At 69.2% G+C, this 24,460-nt stretch carries 22 protein-coding genes, 1 tRNA gene and 1 rRNA gene; 19 read left to right on the top strand and 5 right to left on the bottom strand.

Going from position 1 to position 24,460, the window contains the following annotated elements; translation table 11 throughout:
- Nucleotides 1-15 precede the first annotated feature (15 nt).
- The 19 genes from rrf (at nucleotide 16) to AS181_RS19345 (ending at nucleotide 18,787) form a co-directional block, all read left to right on the top strand.
- A 5S ribosomal RNA gene (gene rrf / locus AS181_RS19255) occupies nucleotides 16-132 on the top strand.
- Nucleotides 133-264: 132 nt separating this feature from the next.
- Entirely contained in the window at nucleotides 265-2,481 is a 2,217-nt protein-coding gene (locus AS181_RS19260; RefSeq protein WP_058253149.1) for an HAD-IIA family hydrolase, read from the top strand.
- Between the two features lie 11 nt (nucleotides 2,482-2,492).
- On the top strand, nucleotides 2,493-2,783 hold the full coding sequence (locus tag AS181_RS19265; RefSeq protein WP_058253150.1) for a hypothetical protein: 291 nt from the start codon (nucleotides 2,493-2,495) through the stop codon (nucleotides 2,781-2,783).
- A 52-nt stretch (nucleotides 2,784-2,835) separates the two neighbouring features.
- Nucleotides 2,836-3,723, top strand: coding sequence for a TlyA family RNA methyltransferase (locus AS181_RS19270; RefSeq protein WP_058253214.1), 888 nt, complete (start codon nucleotides 2,836-2,838; stop codon nucleotides 3,721-3,723).
- Between the two features lie 70 nt (nucleotides 3,724-3,793).
- The gene (locus AS181_RS19275) at nucleotides 3,794-4,813 is read left to right on the top strand and encodes an NAD kinase (protein ID WP_058253151.1); all 1,020 of its coding nucleotides are present in this window, start codon (nucleotides 3,794-3,796) and stop codon (nucleotides 4,811-4,813) included.
- Nucleotides 4,814-4,815: 2 nt separating this feature from the next.
- On the top strand, nucleotides 4,816-6,570 hold the full coding sequence (gene recN / locus AS181_RS19280) for a DNA repair protein RecN (RefSeq protein WP_058253152.1): 1,755 nt from the start codon (nucleotides 4,816-4,818) through the stop codon (nucleotides 6,568-6,570).
- A gap of 102 nt (nucleotides 6,571-6,672) precedes the next feature.
- Entirely contained in the window at nucleotides 6,673-7,860 is a 1,188-nt protein-coding gene (gene steA / locus AS181_RS19285) for a putative cytokinetic ring protein SteA (RefSeq protein ID WP_058253215.1), read from the top strand.
- A gap of 3 nt (nucleotides 7,861-7,863) precedes the next feature.
- Complete coding sequence (locus tag AS181_RS19290; RefSeq protein WP_058253153.1) at nucleotides 7,864-8,799, top strand: copper transporter; 936 nt, start codon at nucleotides 7,864-7,866, stop codon at nucleotides 8,797-8,799.
- Between the two features lie 142 nt (nucleotides 8,800-8,941).
- On the top strand, nucleotides 8,942-10,741 hold the full coding sequence (locus tag AS181_RS19295) for a CTP synthase (RefSeq protein WP_078113827.1): 1,800 nt from the start codon (nucleotides 8,942-8,944) through the stop codon (nucleotides 10,739-10,741).
- A 5-nt stretch (nucleotides 10,742-10,746) separates the two neighbouring features.
- Nucleotides 10,747-11,382: an NUDIX domain-containing protein gene (locus AS181_RS19300; RefSeq protein ID WP_058253154.1), complete on the top strand. Its 636-nt coding sequence runs from the start codon at nucleotides 10,747-10,749 to the stop codon at nucleotides 11,380-11,382.
- A complete protein-coding gene (gene xerD / locus AS181_RS19305; RefSeq protein WP_058253155.1) occupies nucleotides 11,379-12,299 on the top strand; it encodes a site-specific tyrosine recombinase XerD in 921 nt (306 codons plus the stop codon). The genes AS181_RS19300 and xerD overlap by 4 nt, the downstream gene beginning before the upstream one ends.
- A 138-nt stretch (nucleotides 12,300-12,437) precedes the next feature.
- Nucleotides 12,438-13,406, top strand: coding sequence for a ParA family protein (locus AS181_RS19310; RefSeq protein ID WP_374100831.1), 969 nt, complete (start codon nucleotides 12,438-12,440; stop codon nucleotides 13,404-13,406).
- A complete protein-coding gene (locus tag AS181_RS19315) occupies nucleotides 13,403-14,329 on the top strand; it encodes a segregation and condensation protein A (RefSeq protein WP_058253156.1) in 927 nt (308 codons plus the stop codon). Before AS181_RS19310 ends, AS181_RS19315 begins: the two co-directional genes overlap by 4 nt.
- Nucleotides 14,326-15,087, top strand: coding sequence for an SMC-Scp complex subunit ScpB (scpB, locus tag AS181_RS19320; protein WP_058253157.1), 762 nt, complete (start codon nucleotides 14,326-14,328; stop codon nucleotides 15,085-15,087). The genes AS181_RS19315 and scpB overlap by 4 nt, the downstream gene beginning before the upstream one ends.
- 6 nt (nucleotides 15,088-15,093) lie before the next feature.
- Nucleotides 15,094-16,026, top strand: a complete 933-nt coding sequence (locus AS181_RS19325) for a pseudouridine synthase (RefSeq protein ID WP_058253158.1) — start codon at nucleotides 15,094-15,096, stop codon at nucleotides 16,024-16,026.
- Nucleotides 16,023-16,736 carry a (d)CMP kinase gene (cmk, locus tag AS181_RS19330; protein ID WP_058253159.1) on the top strand — a complete coding sequence of 238 codons (714 nt, stop codon included), beginning with the start codon at nucleotides 16,023-16,025 and terminating at the stop codon, nucleotides 16,734-16,736. The genes AS181_RS19325 and cmk overlap by 4 nt, the downstream gene beginning before the upstream one ends.
- Nucleotides 16,733-18,172, top strand: a complete 1,440-nt coding sequence (gene der / locus AS181_RS19335) for a ribosome biogenesis GTPase Der (RefSeq protein WP_058253160.1) — start codon at nucleotides 16,733-16,735, stop codon at nucleotides 18,170-18,172. Before cmk ends, der begins: the two co-directional genes overlap by 4 nt.
- A 126-nt stretch (nucleotides 18,173-18,298) precedes the next feature.
- Nucleotides 18,299-18,562 (top strand): GlsB/YeaQ/YmgE family stress response membrane protein, encoded by a 264-nt coding sequence (locus AS181_RS19340; RefSeq protein ID WP_058253218.1) that lies wholly within the window; start codon nucleotides 18,299-18,301, stop codon nucleotides 18,560-18,562.
- Nucleotides 18,563-18,713: 151 nt separating this feature from the next.
- Nucleotides 18,714-18,787, top strand: a tRNA-Pro gene (locus AS181_RS19345).
- Nucleotides 18,788-18,844: 57 nt separating this feature from the next.
- On the opposite strand, the gene AS181_RS19350 is transcribed toward AS181_RS19345, so the two are convergent.
- Genes AS181_RS19350 through pabB form a run of 5 tightly spaced genes read right to left on the bottom strand, consistent with a single transcriptional unit; the run spans nucleotide 18,845 to nucleotide 24,459 of the window.
- On the bottom strand, nucleotides 18,845-19,933 hold the full coding sequence (locus AS181_RS19350) for an ATP-binding protein (protein WP_058253161.1): 1,089 nt from the start codon (nucleotides 19,931-19,933) through the stop codon (nucleotides 18,845-18,847).
- A 37-nt stretch (nucleotides 19,934-19,970) separates the two neighbouring features.
- Nucleotides 19,971-20,444, bottom strand: a complete 474-nt coding sequence (locus AS181_RS19355; RefSeq protein ID WP_058253219.1) for a GNAT family N-acetyltransferase — start codon at nucleotides 20,442-20,444, stop codon at nucleotides 19,971-19,973.
- 42 nt (nucleotides 20,445-20,486) lie between these two features.
- A complete protein-coding gene (locus tag AS181_RS19360; protein ID WP_058253162.1) occupies nucleotides 20,487-21,428 on the bottom strand; it encodes a diiron oxygenase in 942 nt (313 codons plus the stop codon).
- Nucleotides 21,425-22,306, bottom strand: coding sequence for a prephenate dehydrogenase dimerization domain-containing protein (locus AS181_RS19365; RefSeq protein ID WP_058253163.1), 882 nt, complete (start codon nucleotides 22,304-22,306; stop codon nucleotides 21,425-21,427). Before AS181_RS19365 ends, AS181_RS19360 begins: the two co-directional genes overlap by 4 nt.
- Nucleotides 22,303-24,459, bottom strand: a complete 2,157-nt coding sequence (pabB, locus tag AS181_RS19370; RefSeq protein ID WP_091344442.1) for an aminodeoxychorismate synthase component I — start codon at nucleotides 24,457-24,459, stop codon at nucleotides 22,303-22,305. Before pabB ends, AS181_RS19365 begins: the two co-directional genes overlap by 4 nt.
- Nucleotide 24,460 lies beyond the last annotated feature (1 nt).

Raw genomic sequence — 24,460 nt, forward strand, 5'->3', positions numbered from 1 at the left:
GTTGTTTCACAAAGTTACGGCGGCTATAGCGGAGGGGAAACGCCCGGCCCCATTCCGAACCCGGAAGCTAAGCCCTCCAGCGCCAATGGTACTGCACCCTAATCAGTGTGGGAGAGTAGGACACCGCCGAACACAATTTCAGAAAGGCCCCGTATTCGATGATTTCTTTCGTCGGATATGGGGTCTTTCTCGTGCGTCGGTCGCCTGATGCGTCATCGCCGGGCGGCACAACTCAGCAAGGTTCGAGGGCATAGATTGGCAGCTATGAGTGATCGTGATCGTCCGCGCCGCGACGGGCGCGGCCAGCGGGACACACGTGGACAGCGGGATGGCGGTCGAGGTGGCCGGAATGATCGTCCGGGGCGTGACCGCGGATCTGATCGCGGCAGCCGGCAGCCCGGGCCACCGCTACCCGAGGACATCGCGGCGTCGGATCTCGATCCCGAGGTGCGCCGTGATCTGCTGACGCTCGACAAGGCCAACGCCGAGATCGTCGCGCGGCACCTGGTGATGGTGTCGCGCATCCTGCTCGAGGATCCCGTCCAGGCGCTGGAACATGCACGTGCCGCTCGCGCTCGCGCTTCCCGGGTCGGCGTCGTTCGCGAGACCGTCGGCATCGCTGCCTACAACGCGGGCGAGTGGCAGGAGTCGGCGACCGAACTGCGCGCAGCCAAGCGCATCACCGGCAACCCGGCCCTGTTGCCGCTCATCGCCGACTGCGAACGCGGACTCGGGCGCCCTGAGCGTGCCGTCGAGATCGCGCGCGGTGACGAGGGACGGTCACTGACCGGCGACGATGCCACCGAGATGCGGATCGTCGAAGCCGGTGCCCGCATGGACCTCGGTGAACCGGAGAAAGCGGTCGTCACGCTGCAGGCCGAGAACCTCAAGCCCGGGCAGATCGGTACCGGACCGGCCCGTCTCTTCTACGCCTATGCGTCTGCCCTGGAAGCTGCCGGTCGTCGCGACGACGCGATCACCTGGTTCATGAACGCGGCGGCCGCCGACGTCGACGACGTCACGGATGCCGAGTTCCGGTTGACCGAGCTGGCCAACGACGACCAGCCGTCCGAGAGTGTGGGAGTGAACGGCGCTGCGCCAGGCGAGCTCGACAGCCCGCTGTCGGTGCCGGCTGTCGAGCGGGACATCGACTCCGATGCGGACCCGATCCCGCCCGCCTCGGCGCCTGCGCCCGATGTCACTCCCGCAATCGATTCACCTGCTGCGTCCGGTGCCATCGAGAACGACACCATCGAGAAGGACACCATCGAAGCCGTTCCGGGTACGGCCGACCTGTCGCAGACCTCGGATTCGGTGGCGCTTTCCGCCGTTGCTGAGGAAGGGAGCGATCCCGGCGATGACGTGATCGCCGAGTCGACCATCGTGGAAGGGGTGCCCAATCCCCTCGCCACCCTGGACGAGTCGTCGGAAACCGAGTCCGTGGCCGAAACCACCACCGCCTCGCCGTCCGACTCCGTGACCCTCGTCGATCGTCACGACGCACTACTCCTCGACCTGGACGGCACCGTGTTCGCCGGGCACCACGCGCTGCCGAATGCGCTGGATGCCCTCGCCCGGCTGAACATCCCGCGGTTCTTCGTGACCAACAACGCGAGCCGGCGGCCGTCGGAGGTGGCCGAGCACCTGCGTGAGCTGGGGTTCGAGGCGACCGACGACCTTGTCGTCACGAGTGCACAGTCGGGCGCGCGGCTGCTGTCCGAACATCTCGAGCCGGGTTCACGTGCATTGGTGATCGGTACCGACGGACTCGCGCAGGAAGTCCGCGAGGTCGGTGTCGGGGTGACGCGTAGTGCCGACGACCGACCGGCCGCGGTGATCCAGGGACACTCGCCGGACACCGGTTGGGCGCAACTGTCGGAGGCGGCGCTCGCGATCCGGGCCGGCGCGCTGTGGATCGCGACGAACATCGACGCCACCCTGCCGTCCGAACGGGGCCTGCTCGTGGGGAACGGTTCGATGGTCGCCGCGCTGCGCAACGCGACGGGCAAGGACCCCATGGTGGCCGGCAAGCCCGCCGCACCGTTGATGGCCGACGCGATCGCGCGTGCTCGGGCGAGTGCGCCGCTCGTGGTCGGGGACCGGCTGGACACCGACATCGAGGGCGGCCATGCCGTCGGTATCGAGAGCGCCCTGGTACTGACCGGTGTGAGCACGGTGGACGATCTGCTGTCGGCGCCCCCGGAGCAGCGACCCACCTACGTTCTCGACGACCTCGCCGGCCTGTTCGTCGACATCGACGCTGTGCGGGTGTCCGACCAGCCCGGTTGGGACATCACCGTCGAGGGTTCGACCGTGCGGGTCGCCGGTTCCGGCGCGGACGCGGGACTGGTGCCCGCGCTCGCCGCCGCCACCTGGGCCGCAGTCGATGCGGGGTCCGCGGATCCGGACGAATTGCGGGTGATCGCGGAGGGAGCCGCGAGGACCAAGCTCGAGTCCCTCGGTGTCACAGTCGTCGGCTAGCGTGGTCCACGATGACTCACCCGACCGCCTCCCCGGCTGACCCAGGACCGTCCCGGCCCACGCCGGGAGCGATGCCGCGTCGGCAGTTCGACCCCGTCGCCGACGCATTCGCCACCGCCGATGGGGTCGGGGAGCTGCCCGACGTGGAGGCCGAGGTCACCGAGATGCTCGCGCAGGTCGACGAGATCCGTGAATCGGCGGGTGACGCCTTCTCGCTGGCGGCGCTCGAACGTCAGGCGGCGCTTCTCGAGCAGGCCCATGACACGCTCACCGCGGCCCTCGACGCCGTGGACCGACGATGAGACCGGCCTCGGTGCGGAAACCGGAGTCGTCCACGAGGGAGCGGTTCTGACCATGGTCGCCAGAGCACGACTCGATGCCGAACTCGTCCGCCGAGGTCTCGCCCGATCGCGCGAACAGGCGCGTGAGCTCGTCGATGCCGGGTCGGTCCGGGTCAACGGGACCATCGCGTCGAAGGCGGCCACCGGGGTCACCCGGGACACCCCGATCGTCGTCGACGAGGGTCCGCGAGACGACTGGGCGTCACGAGGCGCGCACAAGCTCCTCGGTGCGCTCGAGGCGTTCGAGCCGGGTGGCCTGACGGTGGAGGGGCGTCGGTGCCTCGACGCCGGCGCATCGACCGGGGGATTCACCGATGTACTGCTGCGCCGCGGGGCCCGCGAGGTGGTCGCCGCGGACGTCGGATACGGACAACTGATCTGGCGGTTGCAGAACGACGAGCGCGTCGTGGTCCACGACCGGACCAACGTCCGGCACCTCGAGCCCGGGTCCATCGGCGGCCCGGTCGACGTCGTGGTCGCCGACCTGTCGTTCATCTCGCTGGGCCTGGTGCTGCCCGCGCTGGCCCGTTGCTGCGCGCCGGGCGCCGACCTGCTGCCCATGGTCAAACCGCAGTTCGAGGTCGGCAAGGACCGGGTGGGGTCGGGCGGCGTGGTCCGCGATCCCGCGCTACGCGCCGAGGCGGTACTCGGGGTGGCGACCGAGGCCGCCGCGCACGGACTGCGGACGCGCGGCGTGGTGGCGAGCCCGCTGCCCGGGCCGTCGGGGAACGTCGAGTACTTCCTGTGGTTGCACAACGAGCTCGCCGACCGGACGGGCGAGGAGTCGGGGTGGAGCGATAGGGTCGACCGGGCGGACTCGACCGACGCGGATCGCCTCCTCGGGTCCGCGGACGAACTCCGGGACATGATCGAACAGGCGGTCGCCGCGGGACCGCGCTGACCGCTGGGCCCGCGTCTCCGTACCGACACCGCACTTGTCCCAGACCGCACTTCGATGGAGGGGATCACCAGTGACCGACGATCCGGCACCGGACCACACCGGTGCCCGCGAGTTCTTGGTGGTCGCCCACACCGGACGCGAGAACGTGCTCGAGACCATCGAGGCGATCGCGCGCCACTGCGCGGCCGCCGACGTCGCGCTGCGCGTGGTCGACCACGACACCCTCGACCGCGACGCCCCCGATCACGATGTGCTGTACCGGAACAACGAGGGCGAGTCGCCCCGTCCCCGCAACGTACCGGTCGACCCTGAATACCTGCGTTCGCTCGGCGCGGTCGTCGAGGTCACGACGGCCGAGTCCGCGACGGCAGAGGGCTGCGAACTCGTCATCGTCCTGGGCGGTGACGGCACCTTCCTCCGGGCCGCCGAGCTGGCCTATCCCGCCGAGGTCCCGGTCCTGGGTATCAATCTCGGACACATCGGCTTCCTCGCCGAGGCCGAGGCGCATCGCGTCGACGAGGTCATGACCCAGCTGATCGCCCGGGACTACCGCATCGAACCGCGGATGACCCTCGACATCGCCATCGTGGACCCGGCCGACCCGGATCCGCCGACCGCGTGCAGCTGGGCGCTCAACGAGGTCGCGGTCCTGAACACGAGCAACAACGGTGTCCTCGAGCTCGTGACCGAGGTCGACGGCCGGCCGGTCTCGGCCTTCGGCGCCGACGGAGTGCTGGTGTCGACACCGACCGGGTCGACGGCCTACGCGTTCTCCGCCGGCGGGCCGGTGATGTGGCCCGACCTCGAGGCCATCCTGGTCGTGCCGAACAACGCCCACGCCCTGTTCGCCCGGCCGATGGTGACGAGTCCGCGATCGCGGATCGCGGTGGAGGTGGACAAGAACGGGCGGTCCGCGCTGGCGCTGTGCGACGGCCGACGCGCACTCGACGTGCCCGCGGGAGCGCGGGTCGAGGTGGTGCGCAGCGAACGGTCGGTGCGTTGGATCCGGATCGATTCCGACCCCTTCGCCGACCGACTGGTCACCAAGTTCGCCCTCCCGGTCACGGGATGGCGAGGGAGGCAGGCATAGTCGTGCTCGAAGAGATCTCGATCTCCGGTCTCGGTGTCATCGAGGAGGCGCAGGCGCGCTTCCATCCGGGATTCACGGTGCTCACCGGCGAGACCGGAGCGGGCAAGACGATGATCGTCACCAGCCTGCACCTGCTGTCCGGTGCCCGTGCCGACGCGACGCGCGTCCGGACCGGCAGCCCCAAGGCAGTCGTCGAGGGCCGGTTCCGGCTCGCGAACAACGGCGGAGCGCACCGGGATCCGGTCGTCGCCGACATCCTGGACTCCACCGGAGCCGAACTCGACGACGACGACACCGTCATCGCGGTCCGGTCGGTCAGCGCCGACGGACGATCCCGCGCCCATCTGGGCGGCCGGTCCGTTCCGGTGGGCGTCATGGGCCAACTCACCACGGCGGTCCTGGCCATCCACGGCCAGAACGACCAGTTGCGGCTCCTCCGCCCCGAACACCAGCGCGCGGCACTCGACACGTTCGCCGGCCCGAAGGCGGCTGCGGCGCTGGACTCATACCGGAAGGCACGAACGGCCTGGGTCGAGGTCCTCGACGAACTCGACGCCCGGCGCGCCAACTACCGGGAACTCGCGCAGGAAGCCGACCGGCTGCGGTTCGGCATCGACGAGATCGCCGCCGTCGATCCGGTGCCCGGCGAGGACGAGGAGCTGACCGCGACGATCCGCCGGCTCTCCGACCTGGAGTCCATCCGTGGTGCCGCCGACCAGGCGCACGCCATCGTCGCCGGAGATTCGGGATCGTCGGTCATCGAAGGACTCGGAACGGTGCGCACGCTGCTGGAGACCGCGGCCGACGACACGCTGCGTGATCTCGTACCGCGCGTCGCCGAGGCGCTCACCGTCATCACCGATGTCGGCGCCGAACTGACCGCCTTCACGTCGGGCCTACCCGCCGACGCCGAGGAGCTCGACAAGTTGCTCGCCCGTCAGGCCGAGCTGAAGACGCTCGTCCGCAAGTACGCGCCGGATGTCGACGGGGTGATCGACTGGCGCCACAAGGCCGAGGCCCGGCTCGCGGAGATCGAGGACCCACGGGCCTCCATCGAGGAGCTCGAGGTTGCCGCGACGGCGGCCCGGGGCAAGGTGCAGGCCGCGGCGGACAAGTTGCACACGCTGCGGTCCAAGGCCGCGAAGTCGATGGCCGACAAGGTGTCTCGAGAGCTCAAGGGGCTGGCGATGGGGGACTCGGCGCTGGCGGTCGCGGTCAACCCGGATGCGGCGACGCCCGACGACCGGCTGACCGTCAGCGTCGCGGGCACCGCCGCGCACGCCGGCGCCGACGGCGCGGACAAGGTCGAATTCGCACTTCTCGCTCATCCCGGCGCCACGCCGCTGCCCATCGCGAAATCGGCGTCGGGCGGCGAACTCTCACGGGTCATGCTCGCCCTCGAAGTCGTCCTCGCCGCACCCACCTCGGGATCGGTGATGGTCTTCGACGAGGTCGACGCCGGGGTCGGTGGTCGCGCGGCCGTGGAGATCGGGAAGCGGTTGTCGAGGCTGGCCCGAGCACACCAGGTGATCGTGGTGACCCACCTCCCTCAAGTCGCGGCGTTCGCCGACAACCACCTGGTCATCGGCAAGAGCAAGAAGGGCGCGCTCGTCACCAGCAGTGTGCGCACCCTCGATCGGAGCGAGCGAGTGGCGGAGTTGGCCCGCATGCTCGCGGGCCTGGGGGAGTCCGACACCGGGCGCGCCCACGCCGAGGAACTGCTGGCCACCGCGGAGGCGGAGCGCGCCGCCGACTGAGCACCGCCGACGGTGAAACACGTGGTGCGTGTGTGACAAAAGTTGCTGTTGTTACGGCGCGCCTCCCCGGCTGAGGCGTGCCTTCGGCCGATCATGGCCGTCATGAAGATGCCTGCACTGCTCGCGCGTAACACCGAAGAACTGCCTGGCGTGACCGGTATCGCCAGAATCGACAAGAACACGAAACGGCTGCTCAACCGCGTCGGGCCGGGCGACATCGCCATCCTCGACGAGGTCGACCTCGACCGGGTGACCGCCGACGCGCTCGTCGAGGCCAACGTAGTGGCCGTGGTCAACGCCTCGCGGTCGATCACCGGCCGCTACCCCAACCTCGGACCCGAGGTCCTGGTGGCCTCCGGCATCGTGCTGCTCGACGATGTGGGTCCGGAGATCTTCAAGCGGGTCAAGGACGGTGCCAAGGTGCGGGTCCACAACGACCGGCTCCTCGTCGGCGAACGGCGACTCGCCCTCGGTACCGAGCTCGAGGAGCGCGACATCGCCGACATCATGATCGGTGCCAAGGCGGGCCTCGTCGACCATCTCGAGGCGTTCTCGGGCAACACGATCGAGTTCATCCGCAGCGAGTCGCCGCTGCTGATCGACGGGGTCGGTGTGCCGGAGATCGACGTCGACGTCGCAGGCCGTCACGTCGTCATCGTCGGCGAAGGTGCCGACCGTGCTGCCGACCTCCGCTCGCTGAAGCCGTTCATCAAGGAGTACCAGCCCGTCATGGTGGGCGTCGGGGCCGGTGCGGACACGCTGATGAAGGCCGGGTACAAGCCGTCGATCATCGTCGGCGATCCCGAGACCATGAAGACTCCGACGCTGAAATCCGGTGCACAGCTGGTGCTTCCGGCCGACACCGACGGACATGCGACCGGGCTCGAACGCATTCAGGACCTCGGCATCGGGGCCACCACGTTCCCGGCTGCCGGGTCGGCCGGCGACCTCGCGTTGCTGCTCACCGACTACCACGGCGCCGACCTGATCGTCACCGTCGGCTACCCGGGATCGCTTGACGACTTCTTCGACCGGTCGCGCCGGGAGAGCAATCCGTCGATGTTCCTGACCCGACTGAAGGTGGGCCAGAAGCTCGTCGACGCGAAGGCGGTCGCCACGCTCTACCGCAGCCGGGTGTCGGGTGCTGCCATCGCGTGTGTCGTGCTGGCGGCACTCGTCGCCGTCATCGCCGCCGTGCTGCTGTCGAACGCGGGCACCGACATCACCGACTGGATCGTCGTGCAGTGGAATGCGCTGCTCGACTGGGCTCGAGAGGTCTGGAACCGGTAGCCGATGATCTCGCTACGACAGCATGCGATCTCGCTGATCGCGGTCTTCCTCGCGCTCGCCCTGGGACTGTTCCTGGGGTCGGGATTCGTCGGGGACCGCGTCAACTCGATGACCGGCACGAGTCGTGACCGCATCGGCGACCTGGAGAGCGAGCGCGACGATCTCAACGCAAAGCTCAACGCCTCCAACAGCTTCGACCTCGCCATCACGCCCCGGCTGATCGCGAACAAGCTCAAGGGGCAGTCCGTGCTGGTGGTCACCGCACCGAACGCGGCGGATGCCGATGTCGATGCGGTCAAGGAATCGATCTCGGGTGCCGGTGCCCGCTTCGGCGGACAGATCGGCTTGACCGACGCACTGCTCACCGACGGCAAGGCCGAGGAGCTGCGGACGATCGTCGACCAGACCATTCCGCCGGGCACGATGCTGCGCGCGGAACTGACCGATTCCGGGGGCCGGGTGGGGGACCTGCTCGGGGCCCTCGTGCTGTCGAACGAGACGGCACGGCCGGCGTCGTCCGGGGACCGTCGGACCGGTCTGGCGACACTGCGCGACGGTGGGTTCATCGACTACGCCGACAACGCGATCACCCCGACCGATCTGGTGGTGGTGGTGACCGGTGACGAGTTCGGTCCGGACTCCGGTGCGCAGGGCACGCTGGTCGGCCGCCTGGCCGCCACGCTGTCGGCACGCGGGGTCGGCGGGGTACTGGTCGGACGCACCGGCTCCGCGGCGGGCGGGTCGCCGATCGCCATCGTCCGCTCGGATCCGTCGCTGGCCAACGCGGTCTCGACCGTCGACAACATCGACCAGCCGACGGGTCTCATCACGACGATCCTCGCCCTGGCCGCCGAGGCCGACGGGACGACCGGCTCCTACGGCACCGGCCCGGGCGCGACCGCGATCACCGTCGGTGCCGACGGACGACCGGCCGCCTGAGATCGAGTCCGCCACCGAACGCGAGCACCGCCACACCCGTCGACGGTGTGGCGGTGCGGCGTCGGGCGTCGGTGGTGTTACCCTGGAGTCCCGTAGGTAATCAGGGCATCGGCCCCGATTCGGCCGACGGGAGACACTTCTTTTGCGACCACTTCGCCATGTACACGACACCAAGCACATCTTTGTGACCGGTGGCGTCGCCTCTTCGCTGGGCAAGGGCCTGACGGCCTCCAGCCTGGGTCAGCTTCTCACCTCGCGGGGCCTGCGGGTCACCATGCAGAAGCTCGATCCGTATCTGAACGTCGATCCGGGCACCATGAATCCGTTCCAGCACGGTGAGGTGTTCGTGACCGAGGACGGCGCCGAGACCGATCTCGACGTCGGACATTACGAGCGTTTCCTCGACCGCAATCTCTCGCAGTCGGCGAATGTGACCACCGGACAGGTGTATTCGTCGGTCATCGCCAAGGAGCGCCGCGGCGAGTACCTCGGTGAAACCGTTCAGGTCATCCCGCACATCACCGACGAGCTCAAGTCGCGCGTGCTGGCCATGGCCGAACCCGACGCCGACGGTGAGGTGCCCGATGTGGTCATCACCGAGATCGGTGGCACTGTCGGCGACATCGAGTCGCTGCCGTTCATCGAGGCCGCGCGCCAGGTGCGCCACGACGTCGGCCGCGACAATGTCTTCTTCCTGCACGTCTCGCTCGTGCCCTACCTCGCGCCGTCGGGGGAACTCAAGACCAAGCCGACCCAGCACTCGGTCGCCGCGCTGCGCAACGTCGGCATCCAGCCCGACGCGCTGATCCTGCGCTGCGACCGCGATGTGCCCGAAGGGCTCAAGAAGAAGATCGCGCTCATGTGCGACGTCGAACTCGACGGCGTGATCTCGACCCCCGACGCCCCGTCGATCTACGACATCCCGAAGGTGCTCCACAGCGAGCACCTCGACGCCTACGTGGTCCGCAAGCTCGGTCTGCCGTTCCGCGACGTCGACTGGACGGTGTGGGGCGAGCTCCTCCGCCGTGTGCACGAGCCGCGCGAGACAGTGCGTGTCGCGCTGGTCGGCAAGTACGTCGATCTCCCCGACGCCTACCTGTCGGTGACCGAGGCCATCCGCGCCGGTGGCTTCGCCTGGAAGGCGCGCACCGAGATCAAGTGGGTGCCGTCGGATGAGTGCGCCACCCCGGCCGGCGCGCAGGCCGCCCTCGGCGACGTCGACGCGATCCTGATCCCCGGCGGCTTCGGCATCCGCGGCATCGAGGGCAAGGTCGGTGCCATCTCGTACGCACGGCGGCGCGGGATCCCGCTGCTGGGCTTGTGCCTCGGGCTGCAATGTGTGGTCATCGAGGCGGCGCGCTCGGTCGGCCTCGACGAGGCCAGCTCGACCGAGTTCGACCCGGAGACCCCGCACCCGGTGATCTCGACGATGGCCGATCAGGCCGACGCCGTGGCCGGCGACGCCGACCTGGGCGGCACCATGCGACTCGGTGCCTACGACGCCGTGCTGAAGGCCGGATCCGTCGTCGCCGAGGCCTACGGGACGCGGGAGGTGTCCGAACGTCACCGTCATCGCTTCGAGGTCAACAACGCCTACCGCGACAAGATCGCCGACTCCGGGCTCGTGTTCTCGGGTACCTCGCCCGATGGGCACCTCGTCGAATTCGTCGAGTACCCCAAGTCGGTGCACCCGTACCTGGTTGCCACGCAGGCACACCCGGAGCTCAAGAGTCGGCCGACCCGGCCGCATCCGTTGTTCCGGTCGTTCATCGAGGCGGCCCTGAAGTACAAGGCGGCCGAACGTCTTCCGGTCGACCTCGGCGACGACTACGAGTCGAACGACGCTCCCGCGGACGCGGTGGCCGCCGTCAACGCGGTCACGGTGGAACCGGTCGCCGGGCTGGGCGAGGCAGTCCTCGACGACCCTGCCGGCAGGGACTGACCGCGTTGGGCCACGACTTCGAGGTCAAGGACAGCCGCACCGTCTACGACGGCGCGATCATCACCCTCCGGGTCGACGACGTCGAGATGCCGGGCGGGCGCGTCGCCGAGCGCGAGGTCGTCGAACACTTCGGCGCCGTCGCGATCCTGGCGCGCGACGACGCCGGCCGGGTGGCGATGGTGCGGCAGTACCGTCACCCCATCGGCCGACGCCTGCTCGAGTTGCCCGCCGGGTTGCTCGACCAGGCCGACGAAGAACCCCTGGCCGCCGCCCAGCGCGAGCTGGCCGAAGAGGCCGACCTCGCCGCCGACTCGTGGCACGTCCTGGTCGACCTCGCGCTGTCACCCGGCTTCACCGACGAGGCGCTGCGGTTGTATCTCGCCGAGGGGCTGCACCATCTCGACGCGGCCGAACGCGTCGACGAAGAAGCCGACATGTCGATCGAGTGGGTGCCGCTCGACGACGCCGTCGCGAAGGTGTTGTCGGGGGAGATCGTCAACGCGACGAGCGTGGCCGGCATCCTGGCCGCGGCCGCAGCCGGCGGGTCGACGGCCGGCCTCCGCGGCGTCGACGCCCCGTGGCCGGACGAGCCGACCGCGTTACGGAACCGACGTGCCGACGATCGGGGCCGCCGGTCGTGACCCTGGCCGCCGACATCGCGCGCTACCTCGATCACCTGACGGTGGAGCGGGGTGCGGCGGCCAACACGGTGTCGTCCTACCGGCGCGATCTCGAGAGGTACCGCGGGTATCTCGACCGGCGGGGGATCCCGTCACTCGACGCCGTGACCGAAGAGGACATCCGCGAGTTCCTCGTCGAACTCCGTCGCGGTGACGCCGAGGCGGGCTTCGCCCCGCTCGCCGACAGTTCGATCGCGCGAACTCTCGTCGCCACCAGGCGTTTTCACAAGTTCGCGGTGGACGAGGGGATCGTGCCGACCGACGTCGCGCACGAGGTCCGGCCGCCGCGCGCGGCGCGGCGCCTGCCGAAATCCCTGCCGGTCGACGAGGTGCTCGCCATTCTCGATTCGGCCGGCGTCGAGGACCATCCGCGCGGGTTGCGGGACCGCGCTTTGCTGGAATTCCTCTACAGCTGCGGGGCGCGGATCTCCGAGGCCACCTCCCTCGATCTCGACGATCTCGATCTCGACGACATGCGCGCGGTTCGCCTCCGGGGCAAGGGCGGGAAAGAGCGTCTCGTGCCGCTCGGCGGGCCCGCCGTCCAGGCACTCGAGGCGTACCTCGTCCGCGGGCGACCCGCGCTGGTGTCACGGGCGACGCCCGCGGTGTTCCTGAACGCGCGCGGCGGGCGGCTCTCGCGGCAGAGCGCGTGGCAGGTGCTCGTCACCGCGGCCGAGCGCGCCGGCCTCGACAAGGCGGTCTCGCCGCACACCCTCCGGCACAGCTTCGCGACCCATCTGCTCGACGGCGGCGCCGACGTCCGCGTCGTCCAGGAACTGCTGGGCCATGCCTCGGTCACCACCACGCAGGTGTACACGCTCGTGACGGTCAACACGATGCGGGAGGTCTATGCCGTCGCCCATCCGAGGGCGCGTTGACCCCGCGGATCCCCCGGGCGCGCCGACGCCGGGATGACCGGGGAGATGTCCTAGGCTGATACGAGGCTCGGCCGTGGACGGACAGGACGACTGAACCACCGAGAAGCGGCATCGAACAGCGAAGGGAGCGGCGGACACGTGACCACTCCGAGCGCACCCCTGTCTGGCGCCCGTCCGGGAGGGTCTGGCGCCCGTCCGGGAGATCAGTACAGCATCCAGGTGTCGCCCGGAAACGACACCGAAGAGGCCGAGCACGATGCCGACGAGATCGGCCCCACCGGGCGGCCGTATCGCGACGTGCCCCAGCCCGCTCCGCTGGACCGTCACGGACCTGCCACGGTGATCGCGGTCTGCAATCAGAAGGGCGGCGTCGGCAAGACGACGTCGACCATCAATCTCGGTGCGGCGCTTGCCGAATACGGTCGTCGGGTCCTGCTCGTCGACCTCGACCCGCAGGGTGCGCTGTCCGCGGGACTCGGTGTGCCGCATCACGAGCTGGAACAGACCGTCTACAACCTGCTCGTGCCGCCGCAGGTGGCGACCGACGAGGTCCTGATGCGGACCCGCGTCGATGGTCTCGACCTGCTGCCCAGCAACATCGACCTGTCGGCCGCGGAGATTCAGCTGGTGACCGAGGTGGGTCGCGAGCAGTCGCTCGGCCGGGCACTGCATCCCGTGCTCGACCGCTACGACGTCGTCCTCATCGACTGCCAGCCGTCGCTGGGTCTGCTCACCGTCAACGCGCTGGCCTGCGCCGACACCGTGCTCATTCCGATGGAGTGCGAGTACTTCAGCCTGCGCGGGCTGGCCCTGCTCACCGACACGATCAACAAGGTGCGCGACCGGCTCAACCCGCGCCTGGACCTCGGCGGCATCCTGGTGACGATGTTCGACGCCCGCACGCTGCATTCCCGTGAGGTGATGGCCCGCGTCGTCGAGGTGTTCGGTGACGCGGTCTACGACACCGTCATCGCCCGCACCGTCCGGTTCCCGGAGACCAGCGTCGCCGGGGAACCGATCACTTCGTGGGCGCCGCGGTCGGCCGGCGCGAAGGCGTACCGGGCGCTCGCACGCGAGGTGATCGCCCGCAACGTCACGCCCGCATGACGACCGGCGCCGACCAGGCAGTCACCGAACCCGCCGTCCCCGAACCCGCCCTATCCGAACCCGGCGCGTCCGATTCGGTTGTTCCCGAAGGTGCTTCGAGCTCGGCGGAAGCGTCGTCCGAGGTCGGTGTCGAGGAGTCCGGTTTCCGGGTCAAGCTGCGCAACTTCGAGGGTCCGTTCGACCTGTTGCTGAACCTGATCTCGCAGCACCGCCTCGATGTGACCGAGGTGGCGCTGCACGAGGTGACCGACGACTTCATCGCCTACACCCGCGAACTCGGCCCGGAGATGGGGCTCGACCAGACGACCGAATTCCTCGTCGTCGCGGCGACGCTGCTGGATCTCAAGGCGGCTCGCCTGCTGCCCTCCGGCGAGGTCGATGATCCGGAGGACCTCGCACTCCTCGAAGCCCGGGACCTGTTGTTCGCGCGGTTGCTGCAATACCGCGCCTACAAGCAGGTCGCCGCCCTGTTCGGCGAACTCGAGGCCGCCGCGCTGCAGCGCTACCCACGCGCGGTGTCGCTGGAGAAGCGCTTCGAGGATCTGCTGCCGGAGGTCACCCTCGGTGTCGACGCCGACGGCTTCGCGCAGGTCGCCGCGGCGGGGCTGACGCCGCGTCCGGTGCCCACCGTCGGCCTCGACCATCTGCATGACGTCCAGAAGGTGTCGGTTCCGGGCCAGGCACGTCGGATGGCATCTCTGCTCAGTGCCGCACCGGGCACATGGCTGACCTTCGGCGAGCTGACCGCGGACTGCGAGAACGTGCTGGAGATCGTCGGTAGCTTCCTCGGCCTGCTCGAGTTGTTCCGGGAGCAGGCCATCACCTTCGAACAACCCGAGGCACTCGGCGATCTCGCGGTGATGTGGACGGGGGAGCGCGGTGCCGACGACCTGCGCATCGACAAGGCAGAGGACTACGGATGACTGATCACGCTCCTGAGGTCGACCACCACGACCCGACCGGCGCAGCCGAGGGAGAGGACCCGGGACCGGCCGAACCCGTGCAGACCGCTCTGCACGGGGAAGGGGAGGAGTACCTCGACGACGCGCGCCTCCGCTTCGCTCTGGAGGCGGTGCTGCTCGTCGTGGACACACCGGTCACCACCGAAGAACTCGCGAACGCCGTCGACCAGGATCGGACGCGGGTCCGGGAGACGCTGAACGCCATGTCGTCGGAGCTCACGGCGTCGGGCAGCGGCATCGATCTGCGCTTCGCCGGCGACGGCTGGCGTTACTACACCCGTGCGGAGTACGCCCCCTACGTGGAGCGGCTGCTGCTCGACGGCGCGCGGTCGAAGCTCACGCGGGCGGCGCTCGAGACGCTGGCGGTCATCGCCTACCGGCAACCGGTCACCCGGGCACGGGTGAGCGCCATCCGCGGCGTCAACGTCGACGGCGTGATCCGCACCCTCGTCGCTCGCGGACTGATCAACGAGGTCGGCAGCGAACCGACCACGAACGCGACGACCTATGCCACCACCGAACTCTTCCTGGAACGGCTCGGGCTGGCGTCACTGTCGGAACTGCCCGATCTGGCGCCCCTGCTGCCCGACGTCGACCTGATCGACGACCTCGACGAGGAGCTGCTGTCGGATCCCCGATTCGCCAAACTGTCCTCCCAACCGTCAGACTCGAATGAACTGATCATCGACGGTGGCACCACCACCGACTCACAGGACTGAGAGAACATGGCATCCGCTGGCCGAGATGGCTCACCGGGAAAACGCCGCAAGGGCGCGCCCGCACAACAGCCGCGAACCAAGAAGACCCACCGCAAGGGGTCGTCGAAGCCGAACGCCGAAGTGGGCCGGATCCGGCTGAACAACGCCCGACCGGCGCGGCACCAGACACCTGAGCACGGCGAGGGTGCCGGCGCCAACTACGTCGAAGACGGCGTCCGCCTGCAGAAGGTGCTCGCCCAGGCGGGAGTGGCCTCGCGTCGCGGCGCCGAGGAACTGATCGCGGCGGGTCGTGTCGAGGTCGACGGGGAGATCGTCACCGAGCAGGGTCTGCGCATCGACCCGGACACCGCGATCATCCGCGTCGACGGTGCCCGCGTCATCATGGACGAGACCCGTCAGTACCTGGCGTTCAACAAGCCGAAGGGCTGGCAGTCGACCATGTCCGACGACCAGGGCCGTCCCTGCGTCGGCGATGTGGTCGCCGAGCGCGTCATGGCCGGTCAGCGTCTGTTCCACGTCGGCCGCCTCGACGCCGACACCGAGGGTCTGCTGCTGCTGACCAACGACGGTGAACTCGCGCACCGGTTGATGCACCCGTCCTTCGAGGTGCCCAAGACCTACCTCGCCACGCTCAAGGGCGAGGTGCCCCGCGGGATCGGACGTCGCATGCGCGAGGGCGTCGAACTCGACGACGGCCCGGTGACGGTCGACAAGTTCACCGTGATCGAGGTCCACGAGGGCCAGTCGCTGGTGCGGATCACCCTCCACGAGGGTCGCAACCGCGTGGTGCGGCGCATGATGGACGAGGTCGGCTTCCCGGTCGTCAAACTGGTTCGCACCCATGTCGGTTCGGTCGCGTTGGGTGAGCAGCGCCCGGGCAGCCTGCGCGTCCTCGGCAACGACGAGGTCGGTGGACTGTACAAGGCGGTCGGCCTGTGAGCGACGGAGCTTCGGAGTCCGCCGGCGGGACCACGCATGTCGTGGCGATCGACGGTCCGGCCGGTACGGGCAAGTCCTCGGTGTCCAAGCTCCTGGCGGCCGAGGTCGGCGCCAGTTATCTCGACACCGGCGCGATGTACCGCGCGGTGACCCTCGCCGTTCTCGATGCCGGTGTCGCGCTGGATGATCCGGCCGGAATCGCCCGCGTGGTCGCCGACGTCGCCATCGAGTTGGTCCCCGATGGGGACGGCGCCAAGGTCTTCCTCGACGGGCGCGACGTCTCCGGGCCGATCCGCACCGACCACGTCACCAGCGCCGTCTCCGCGGTCTCGGCGGTACCCGAGGTGCGCACCAAACTGGTTGCGCTACAACAGCAGAACGCGCAGGGTCGGTTCGTGGTAGTGGAGGGGCGCGACATCGGGACCGTGGTGTTCCCCGACGCCGACGTCAAGATCTTCCTCACCGCGACACCCGAGGCGCGGGCCGAGCGCCGGCACAAGCAGAATCTCGCCGGCGGTCGCGACAGCGACTACGACGCGGTGCTGGCGAGCGTGAACCGGCGCGACCATCTCGACTCGACACGCAAGGTCTCGCCGTTGCGCGCGGCCGACGACGCGACCGTCGTCGACACCAGCGACAAGACCCTCGACGAGGTGCTCGCGGAATTGAGCGGCCTCGTGGCGACCCGGATCGGAGCGGTGGAACGGTGAGTGACGACTACTCGAACGACCTTGCGGCGCTACCCGGCGACGGCACCTGGTCGGACGAATCCGACTGGCAACTGACCGATGTCGGGGGAGCAGACGACGCGTCCGGTGTCGAACACATGCCGGTGGTCGCGATCGTCGGGCGGCCGAACGTCGGCAAGTCGACGCTCGTCAACCGCATCCTGGGGCGTCGTGAAGCCGTGGTCGAGGACATCCCCGGCGTCACCCGGGACCGGGTGTCCTACGCGGCGTCGTGGTCGGGCCGGCGGTTCACCGTCGTCGACACCGGCGGCTGGGAGCCCGACGCGAAGGGCCTGCAGCAGGCCGTCGCCGCGCAGGCCGAGCTGGCGATGCGCACCGCCGACGCGATCGTCGTCGTGGTCGACGCCACGGTCGGCGCGACCGCGACCGACGAGGCCGTCGCACGGGTTCTGCGACGCTCGAAGACCCCGGTCATCCTGTGTGCCAACAAGGTCGACAGCGAGCGACTCGAGTCCGACACCGCATCGCTGTGGTCGCTGGGACTCGGTGAGCCGTATCCGGTGTCGGCCGCACACGGCCGCGGCGCCGGCGATCTGCTCGACATCATCCTGGACAAGCTGCCCGAGACCCCGCGGGAGGCACCGACTCTCGGCGGTCCGCGTCGCGTCGCCCTGGTGGGCAAGCCGAACGTCGGCAAGAGTTCGCTGCTGAACAAGCTCACCGGCACCGAGCGGTCGGTGGTCGACAATGTCGCCGGGACGACCGTCGACCCGGTCGACGAACTCGTCGAACTGGGCGGCAAGACCTGGAATTTCGTCGACACCGCCGGTCTGCGCCGCAAGGTGCGGACCGCGAGCGGCCACGAGTACTACGCGTCGTTGCGGACGCGGTCGGCGCTCGACGCGGCCGAGGTGGCCATCCTGCTGATCGACGCATCGGAACCGATCACCGAACAGGATCTGCGGGTGCTGTCGCTCATCATCGAGAGCGGCCGCGCCCTCGTGATCGCGTTCAACAAATGGGATCTCGTCGACGAGGACCGCCGGTACCAGCTTGACAAGGAGATCGACCGCGAACTGGCCCGCGTGCCATGGGCGCGTCGGGTGAACATCTCGGCGTCGACCGGCCGGGCCGTCCAGAAGCTGGTGCCCGCACTGGAATCCGCGCTCGACTCGTGGGACAAGCGCATCTCGACCGGCCCGCTGAACAACTGGCTCAAGGACGTCATCGCCGCCAACCCGCCGCCGCTGCGCGGGGGCCGGCAGCCGCGCGTGATGTTCGCGACCCAGGCCTCGGTCCGGCCGCCGACCTTCGTGCTGTTCACCACCGGCTTCCTCGAGGCGGGCTACCGCCGGTTCCTTGAGCGGCGCCTGCGCGAGGAGTTCAACTTCGACGGTTCGCCCGTCCGGATCAACGTCCGCGTCCGCGACAAGCGGGAGCAGCGCCGCAAGCGCTGATCACCGTCCGGCGACTCCACCACCGTTGGGCAGGTCCGCCACCGCGCAGGTGGCGGACCTGCCCATCTCCGGTGGACGTGTCGCGCGCCGGTGGCGCACGACACCTGCTGTGAGATACTGCGTCTCGTGCTCATCCTGGCAATCATCGTTTTCGGCATGGTCATCGGCGCCCTGGCGCAGATCCTCCTCGGCGGCAAGAGCCTGCGTACCGTCGATTGGGGTCTCGCCCTGGTGGCCGGCATCGTCGGCTCCTTCGTCGGCGGACTGCTCATCAGCCTGCTCTCGGGCGACGGCCTCGAGCTCCGTCCCAGCGGCATCATCGGCTCGCTCGTCGGCGCCGTTCTGGTGACCGCCGGGTGGATCTTCTTCAAGAAGCGTTCGACCGTCTAGCAGCCGGTGTCAGATGTAGCGCTTCGTGGCGGCAGAAGCAACGGCACACTACATCTGGCCACCGGCCCCGAAATGAGGCCTGACCAGGCGATTGGTTCGGGACCGTGCTCGTCGGCTAGGCTTTACATCGCTCCGCTTCTCCAGGGAGCAACGGGCTGTGGCGCAGTTTGGTAGCGCACTTGACTGGGGGTCAAGTGGTCGCAGGTTCAAATCCTGTCAGCCCGACAGAAAACCCCGGTGAGCGTCGCTCACCGGGGCTTTGTTCTCAGAACCATCGACCGCTCACACGACCAGCGGCACCGCGACGTCGGCGCCGCCCTCCTCGGTGATCCGGGCACCCATCTGCGTGTACGTGGGCGCGGTGATGAACCCACCGGCGAGGAGTGCCTCACCCTGGCGGAACCCGGGCGACTCCGCCAGGAGGTGTTCGGGTACGAAGCCGAAGGTGTCGGCCAGCTCGGCGAGATCGCGTGGGGCGTTCATCCGCATCAGGCACAGGTTGTCGCACTGGGACAGGACATTGGGGTGGATCTTGGTCGGCCGCTGGGTCGACAGCAGCAGCCAGAGGCCGAACTTGCGGCCCTCGGCCGCGATCTGCACGACCCGGTCGATCAGCGCCTGCTCCACCGCGCTGGTGGCCTGCGGTGGGCAGATGTTGTGGGCCTCGTCGATCACGATGAGTATCGGGCGCCGCTCGTCGCGGTGGGCCCAGAGGTGTTCGAGCACACTGAGAGCGGCGACCTTCGGTTCCGCTGGATGGGCGAACCCACCCAGGTCGAGCACGGTCGCCTGGGGTCGCTCGTCGATGACGTCGGTCGCTGCGAGGTCACCCCGCGCCCAGAGTGCCCAGTCGAGGACCTGCAGATTCTCGATACGCTTGGCCAGCCGCTGATGTCCGGGGTCGGCGGAACTGCGCAGCGCATCGAGGTAGGTCGTCTGGTCGGATGTCTCGGTGAGTGTGGCGTCGGCGTGCAGGAGGACGTTGTACTCGTCGGCGTCGGCGATCGGATCCAACTGCAAGACCGCGGCCTTCGCTGCCAGGGGCAGGGTCAGGAACCGTGTCCGCAACTGCGGTCCGTCACGTCGCGTCGAATGCAGGACCCGGATGTCAGAGGCCGCGATCGCGTCCGCGGCGGTGGGGTCGGCGGTGCTGCGTGTCTCGGGCAACCGGGTGAAATCCGCGTTCGGATCGAGGATCAGCAACGGGAGTCGGGTTCGGAGCAGCAGCTGTTCGAGAACCACGCCGAGCGCGTAGGTCTTCCCGGAGCCGCTCTGGCCGCACCAGAAGGTGTGCCGATTGAACTTCTCCGCGGTGAGGAGGACGTCGGTCGTCGCGTTCTCGCGATGGCTTCCCACTGTCAGCTGAACCACGCCCGTACCCTACTGGCACGGGCGGGATTCCATCGGATTACGGAGCGGTCAGCTCCTTGCGGAGAACGAACGCCCGGTCGCCGGTCTCGGGATCGCGCAGCGGGAACCCGTGCCGGGCATAGAAGCGGTGCGCGTCGACGTCGGGTTCGTCGACCTCGATCTCGAATTCCCCGGCGCCCCGTCGCGCCGCCTCGGCCACCGCGGCGGTGAGGACGGCACCACCGAGTCCGCGGCTGCGTTGGCCAGGCGTGGTGTACATCTCGTCGAGCAGGGCGATGCCGCCGTCGACCCAGACGTTTGTCCGGATGGTCACCAGGCCCAGCGAGGTGATCGGGTCGCCGGCCACGATCGCGAAAGTCGAACTGCGCGAAAGTAAATCGGTCAGTCGTTCGGCCAGGAAGTCCGGTCCGGGAGACGGTTCGCCGTACTCGCGGTTGAAGGCGTCGAGCAGTTCGGCCATGGTCGCCGCGTCGGCCGGTGTCGCCACTCGCGGGCTGTCGGGCTCGTTCACGGTCACCACCGTAGCCGCCCACCCGACGATCACCGGCGCAGGTCAACCCAGGGCGCCGAACCGGGCGAGTAGGCGGTCGACCGCACTGCAGTCTTGTAGAACTCGCCGTCGATCGGGGTCCTCGGCGGACTCGCGCAGCATCGTGGCGCCGTCCGGGATCCGCTCGGCGGCGAGGATGGCCGACCACGCGGCGGTGTCGGTCGCCGTGAACGCGTCGACGCCGTCGCGCAGCGCATGCGCCAGGACGAGCCGGTCGTCCGGGCCGAGCCGGTCGTGGACCATCGCGATCATCTCGCCGGCGACCGAGCCGTGCGCGCGCTCGTCGCGGCGATGCAGGGCGACGGTGGCTTGGTGAACCGGTTGGATCGTCCGATCCTCGGCGATCAACGTGAGGTAGTCCCCGATGGAGGTCTCGGCGACCGTCGCGTAGGCCAGGGTCGTGAGCGCCGCGGCTCGTGCCGACTCCGCACGTGCGAGCGCAGCCCGATGGCGGCGCACCATCAACGACTCGGGCAGTGTGGCATCCGGAAGCGTCCAGGCACGCCGACGGCGGGTCAGCGCGGACGCGTTCAGATGCATCAGCGTGTGGTACTCCTCGTCGACCATCGACTGGACGACCGCCGCCCTCCCGGCGTCGGAGAACCCGGTGCCGAACGCGTCCCGGAACAGCAATCCGAAACCGGGTGTGACCACGTCTTGTTCGATGTCGACGACATTCTTGTTGTACGAGATCCACCCCCACGCCCGGACCCGGGACCGGCGGTCGTCGTCGAGCCGGTTCCATCCCGGATGTCCGGCGAAGGGGAGCAGTGTCTCGGGATAGTCGACGCAATCGTCGTCGTAGAGATCGTCCATCGTGGGGCCGTCGAGTTCGGGCTCGGTGCGGCGCACCGTGGCCCGCCGCGACCAGCTGCGCACCAGCCCACGGATCACCGCCGTCTCCACCGGGTCGGCGGCGTCGTGGTCGGGCAGCGTGCCGGTCACGACGCCAACCCGGCGAACAGTCGCGCGCACAGCCCGGCATACTCGCTGCCGCGATCGCCCAGCGGCGCTCCGGCCCGGGCGAGCAGTGCCGTGAACTCGTCGCTGTCGCCGTCGCAGGTGGCGGAGACCCGGGACACCGCACGCGCCAACGCATCCCGGGCCGTCGACGCGCACGGGTTCGACGACTGCACGTCCCGGTACACCTCCGGTGTCCCACCGGCGACGCGCGCCAGCATCGCCGACATCGTCATGAACGGTGGGGTGGCCAGTGTCGCCGCCTCATCGGCCTCGACGCCGAGATCGGCGAGCGCGACCCCGAACGACAGGATGGTCGCATGGGTGAGGGCCTGCACCGCGGCGCACAGGCGGTCGTGCCGATCGGCGGTGGTGACCTGCACGCGAGCGCCCCACCTCGCCAGGTCGTCGATCAGGCGGTCCACGCCGGGTCCGTCGCGATGGACGACCACCGCGATCGCCCGGCCGGGCAGACCGAGGGACGGGGCGAACATCGGGTTCACGCCGACGGCCGGGCCCGTTGTGGCGCAACGGCTCTCGTCCGGTCCGCCGACGGCCGCCGCGAACCGGGTCTTCACCGACAGCGTCTCCACCAGCATCGCGGTCGGGCGCATCAGTGATCGCACCGTCCCCAGCGAGGCGACGGCGACATTCTCCGGTACCGCGAGGACCACGATGTCCGCCGCGCGCACCCGCGCGGTCGCCTCTGGGCCGGGGGCACGGATGTCGTCGCCGGAGGTGGCGTCCAGGATGTGTACGAGGTCGCCGCCACTGCGCCACCGGTCGGCGAACATGGATCCCACCGCCCCTGCTCCGCCGGCCACGACCACCGACCGCGCACCGGGGGCGGCCGATTCGGTCACGGGCCGCTCTCCTCGGCGACGGACAGGCAGCGTCGCATGGTCAGGGCCTTGACCATCGTCTCCTCGAACTCCTCGTCCGGATCCGACAGCGCGACGATCGCTCCGCCGACCCCGAAGGTCACCTCGGAACCGGTCGCCACCATCGTGCGGATCACGATCGACAGGTCAGCGGTTCCGGTGAGCGAGAAGAAGCCGATCGCCCCCGAGTACACGCCCCGCGGACCCGCCTCGAGTTTGTCGATGATCTCCATCGTGCGGATCTTCGGTGCGCCGGTCATCGAACCGCCGGGAAAGGCCGCCCGCACACAGTCGACCGCCGACACCCCGTTCCGCAGCGTCCCCCGCACGGTCGACACCATTTGATGCACGGGTGCGTAGGTCTCGATGTCGAACAGTGACGGCACATGCACCGACCCCGGGACGCAGACGCGCGACAGGTCGTTGCGGACGAGGTCCACGATCATCAGGTTCTCCGACCGGTCCTTCTCGCTCGCCCGTAGCGCGGATCGCAAGTGGTGGTCCTCGGTGGGATCGGCCGACCGCGGCCGTGTCCCCTTGATCGGCTTCGACTCGACCGTCCCGTCGGCACCGATCTTCAAGAACCGTTCCGGCGACGCGCTGAGCACCGACATCCCGGCGAACTGCAGCAGGGCGTTGTAGGGCATCGGGCTGATCTCCCGCAGACACGAATACCCGGACACGGGGTCGAGGCTGCGGTGCACGGTCGCCGAGTTCGTCAGACACACCTCGTACGACTCCCCGGACCGGATCTCCGCCAGACAGTCCTCGATGAGCCTGAGGTACGTCTGGCGGTTGTGGCGGAACACGATCGGCACCTCGTGGGGCGCCGGGACCAGCGGGGGAGTCGTCGCCGGAGCGGGCGTGGCGGTTCGCATCTCCCGAATGGTCGACGCCGTCTGGTCCAACCACGTCGCGACATCGGGATCCGGGCTCTCGACCGGTTCCAGTGCGAGCACATACGCACACCCGTGTCCGTGGTCGATCACCACCGCGCGGTCGGCGAACACGAGCGCCGCGTCGGCCTGCTGGGAGGCATGCGCCAGCTGGCCGCCGGTGTCCGCTTTGAGCTCGTAGCCGAGATAGCCGACGTACCCCAGACAGAACGCGAACGGCAGCTCAGGTTGCGCAGCCACCGCACGCGCCCGCAGCTGGGCGTCGAGGTAGTCGAAGAAGGTGCTGCGGACCTCCTCCGCTGTACCGTTCGAATGTTCGACTCGCACAGTCATTTCCGGGACCCGGTAGGTCACATACTCGGCGTGGGGACCCGAGCAGTCTCCCATGACGGAGTAGCGACCGTCGGTCTCCTCGGCCGCCGACCGGTCGAGCCAATAGCTGTTCGGACCACCGGCGAACAGGCGTTCATAGACGGTGTTCGGGTCCACCACGTGGTCCACCCGAACCGATCGGACCCGGTAACCCTCGTGCCGATTCCCCGCCGATTCACTCCCCGCCGATTCACTCCCCGCCGATTCACTCGCCGACGCCTCACTCGCCGGCCGCTCCGTCGTCGCCGACGCCCGACTCGCCCCGGCCGAGACCCCGCGGTGCGCTCGCACCCGTGTGGCCGCCGCGAAGTTGGCCAACAGCTCCCGGCCATACTCGCTGCAGATCGACTCCGGATGGAACTGCACCCCCCACATCGGCAACACCCGGTGGCGCACCGCCATCAGGACGCCGTCGTCGGACCACGCCTGATCCTCCAACTCGTCGGGGACATCCACCACCGCCAGCGAGTGATACCTGACCGCCCGGAACGGGGAGGGGAGCCCCGTGAACAAGCCGCGGCCGTCGTGGTGGACGGCGCTGAGTCGTCCGTGCCGCGGTTCGGGGGCCCCTACCACCGGGCTGCCGAACACATGGCACAGGCCCTGGTGGCCCAGGCACACCCCGAGCACGGGTAGTCCGCTGTCGGTCAGCGCCCGTGCGCTGATCCCGAAGTCGCGGGGGTAATCCGGACGGCCCGGGCCGGGGGAGACCACCACGTTGTCGAAAGCTGTCAGGTCCACCGACGTCCAGGGCACATCGTTGGCGACGACGACCGGCTCCCGGCGGTTGACCTGGGTCAACAACGCGTACAGGTTGTACGTGAACGAGTCGTAGTTGTCGATCAGCAGTGTGCGCACCGGGTCCACC

The organism is Gordonia sp. SGD-V-85 (genome assembly GCF_001456905.1).
GTDB classification, from domain to species: domain Bacteria; phylum Actinomycetota; class Actinomycetes; order Mycobacteriales; family Mycobacteriaceae; genus Gordonia; species Gordonia hongkongensis.

What these genes read in the sequence shown, in the direction of transcription:
- AS181_RS19265 (WP_058253150.1), top strand. Translation starts at nt 2,493, where the DNA reads ATGACTCACCCGACCGCCTCCCCGGCTGACCCAGGACCGTCCCGGCCC.
- AS181_RS19270 (WP_058253214.1), top strand. Translation starts at nt 2,836, where the DNA reads ATGGTCGCCAGAGCACGACTCGATGCCGAACTCGTCCGCCGAGGTCTC.
- steA (WP_058253215.1), top strand. Translation starts at nt 6,673, where the DNA reads ATGAAGATGCCTGCACTGCTCGCGCGTAACACCGAAGAACTGCCTGGC.
- AS181_RS19290 (WP_058253153.1), top strand. Translation starts at nt 7,864, where the DNA reads ATGATCTCGCTACGACAGCATGCGATCTCGCTGATCGCGGTCTTCCTC.
- AS181_RS19315 (WP_058253156.1), top strand. Translation starts at nt 13,403, where the DNA reads ATGACGACCGGCGCCGACCAGGCAGTCACCGAACCCGCCGTCCCCGAA.
- AS181_RS19325 (WP_058253158.1), top strand. Translation starts at nt 15,094, where the DNA reads ATGGCATCCGCTGGCCGAGATGGCTCACCGGGAAAACGCCGCAAGGGC.
- AS181_RS19260 (WP_058253149.1), top strand. Translation starts at nt 265, where the DNA reads ATGAGTGATCGTGATCGTCCGCGCCGCGACGGGCGCGGCCAGCGGGAC.
- scpB (WP_058253157.1), top strand. Translation starts at nt 14,326, where the DNA reads ATGACTGATCACGCTCCTGAGGTCGACCACCACGACCCGACCGGCGCA.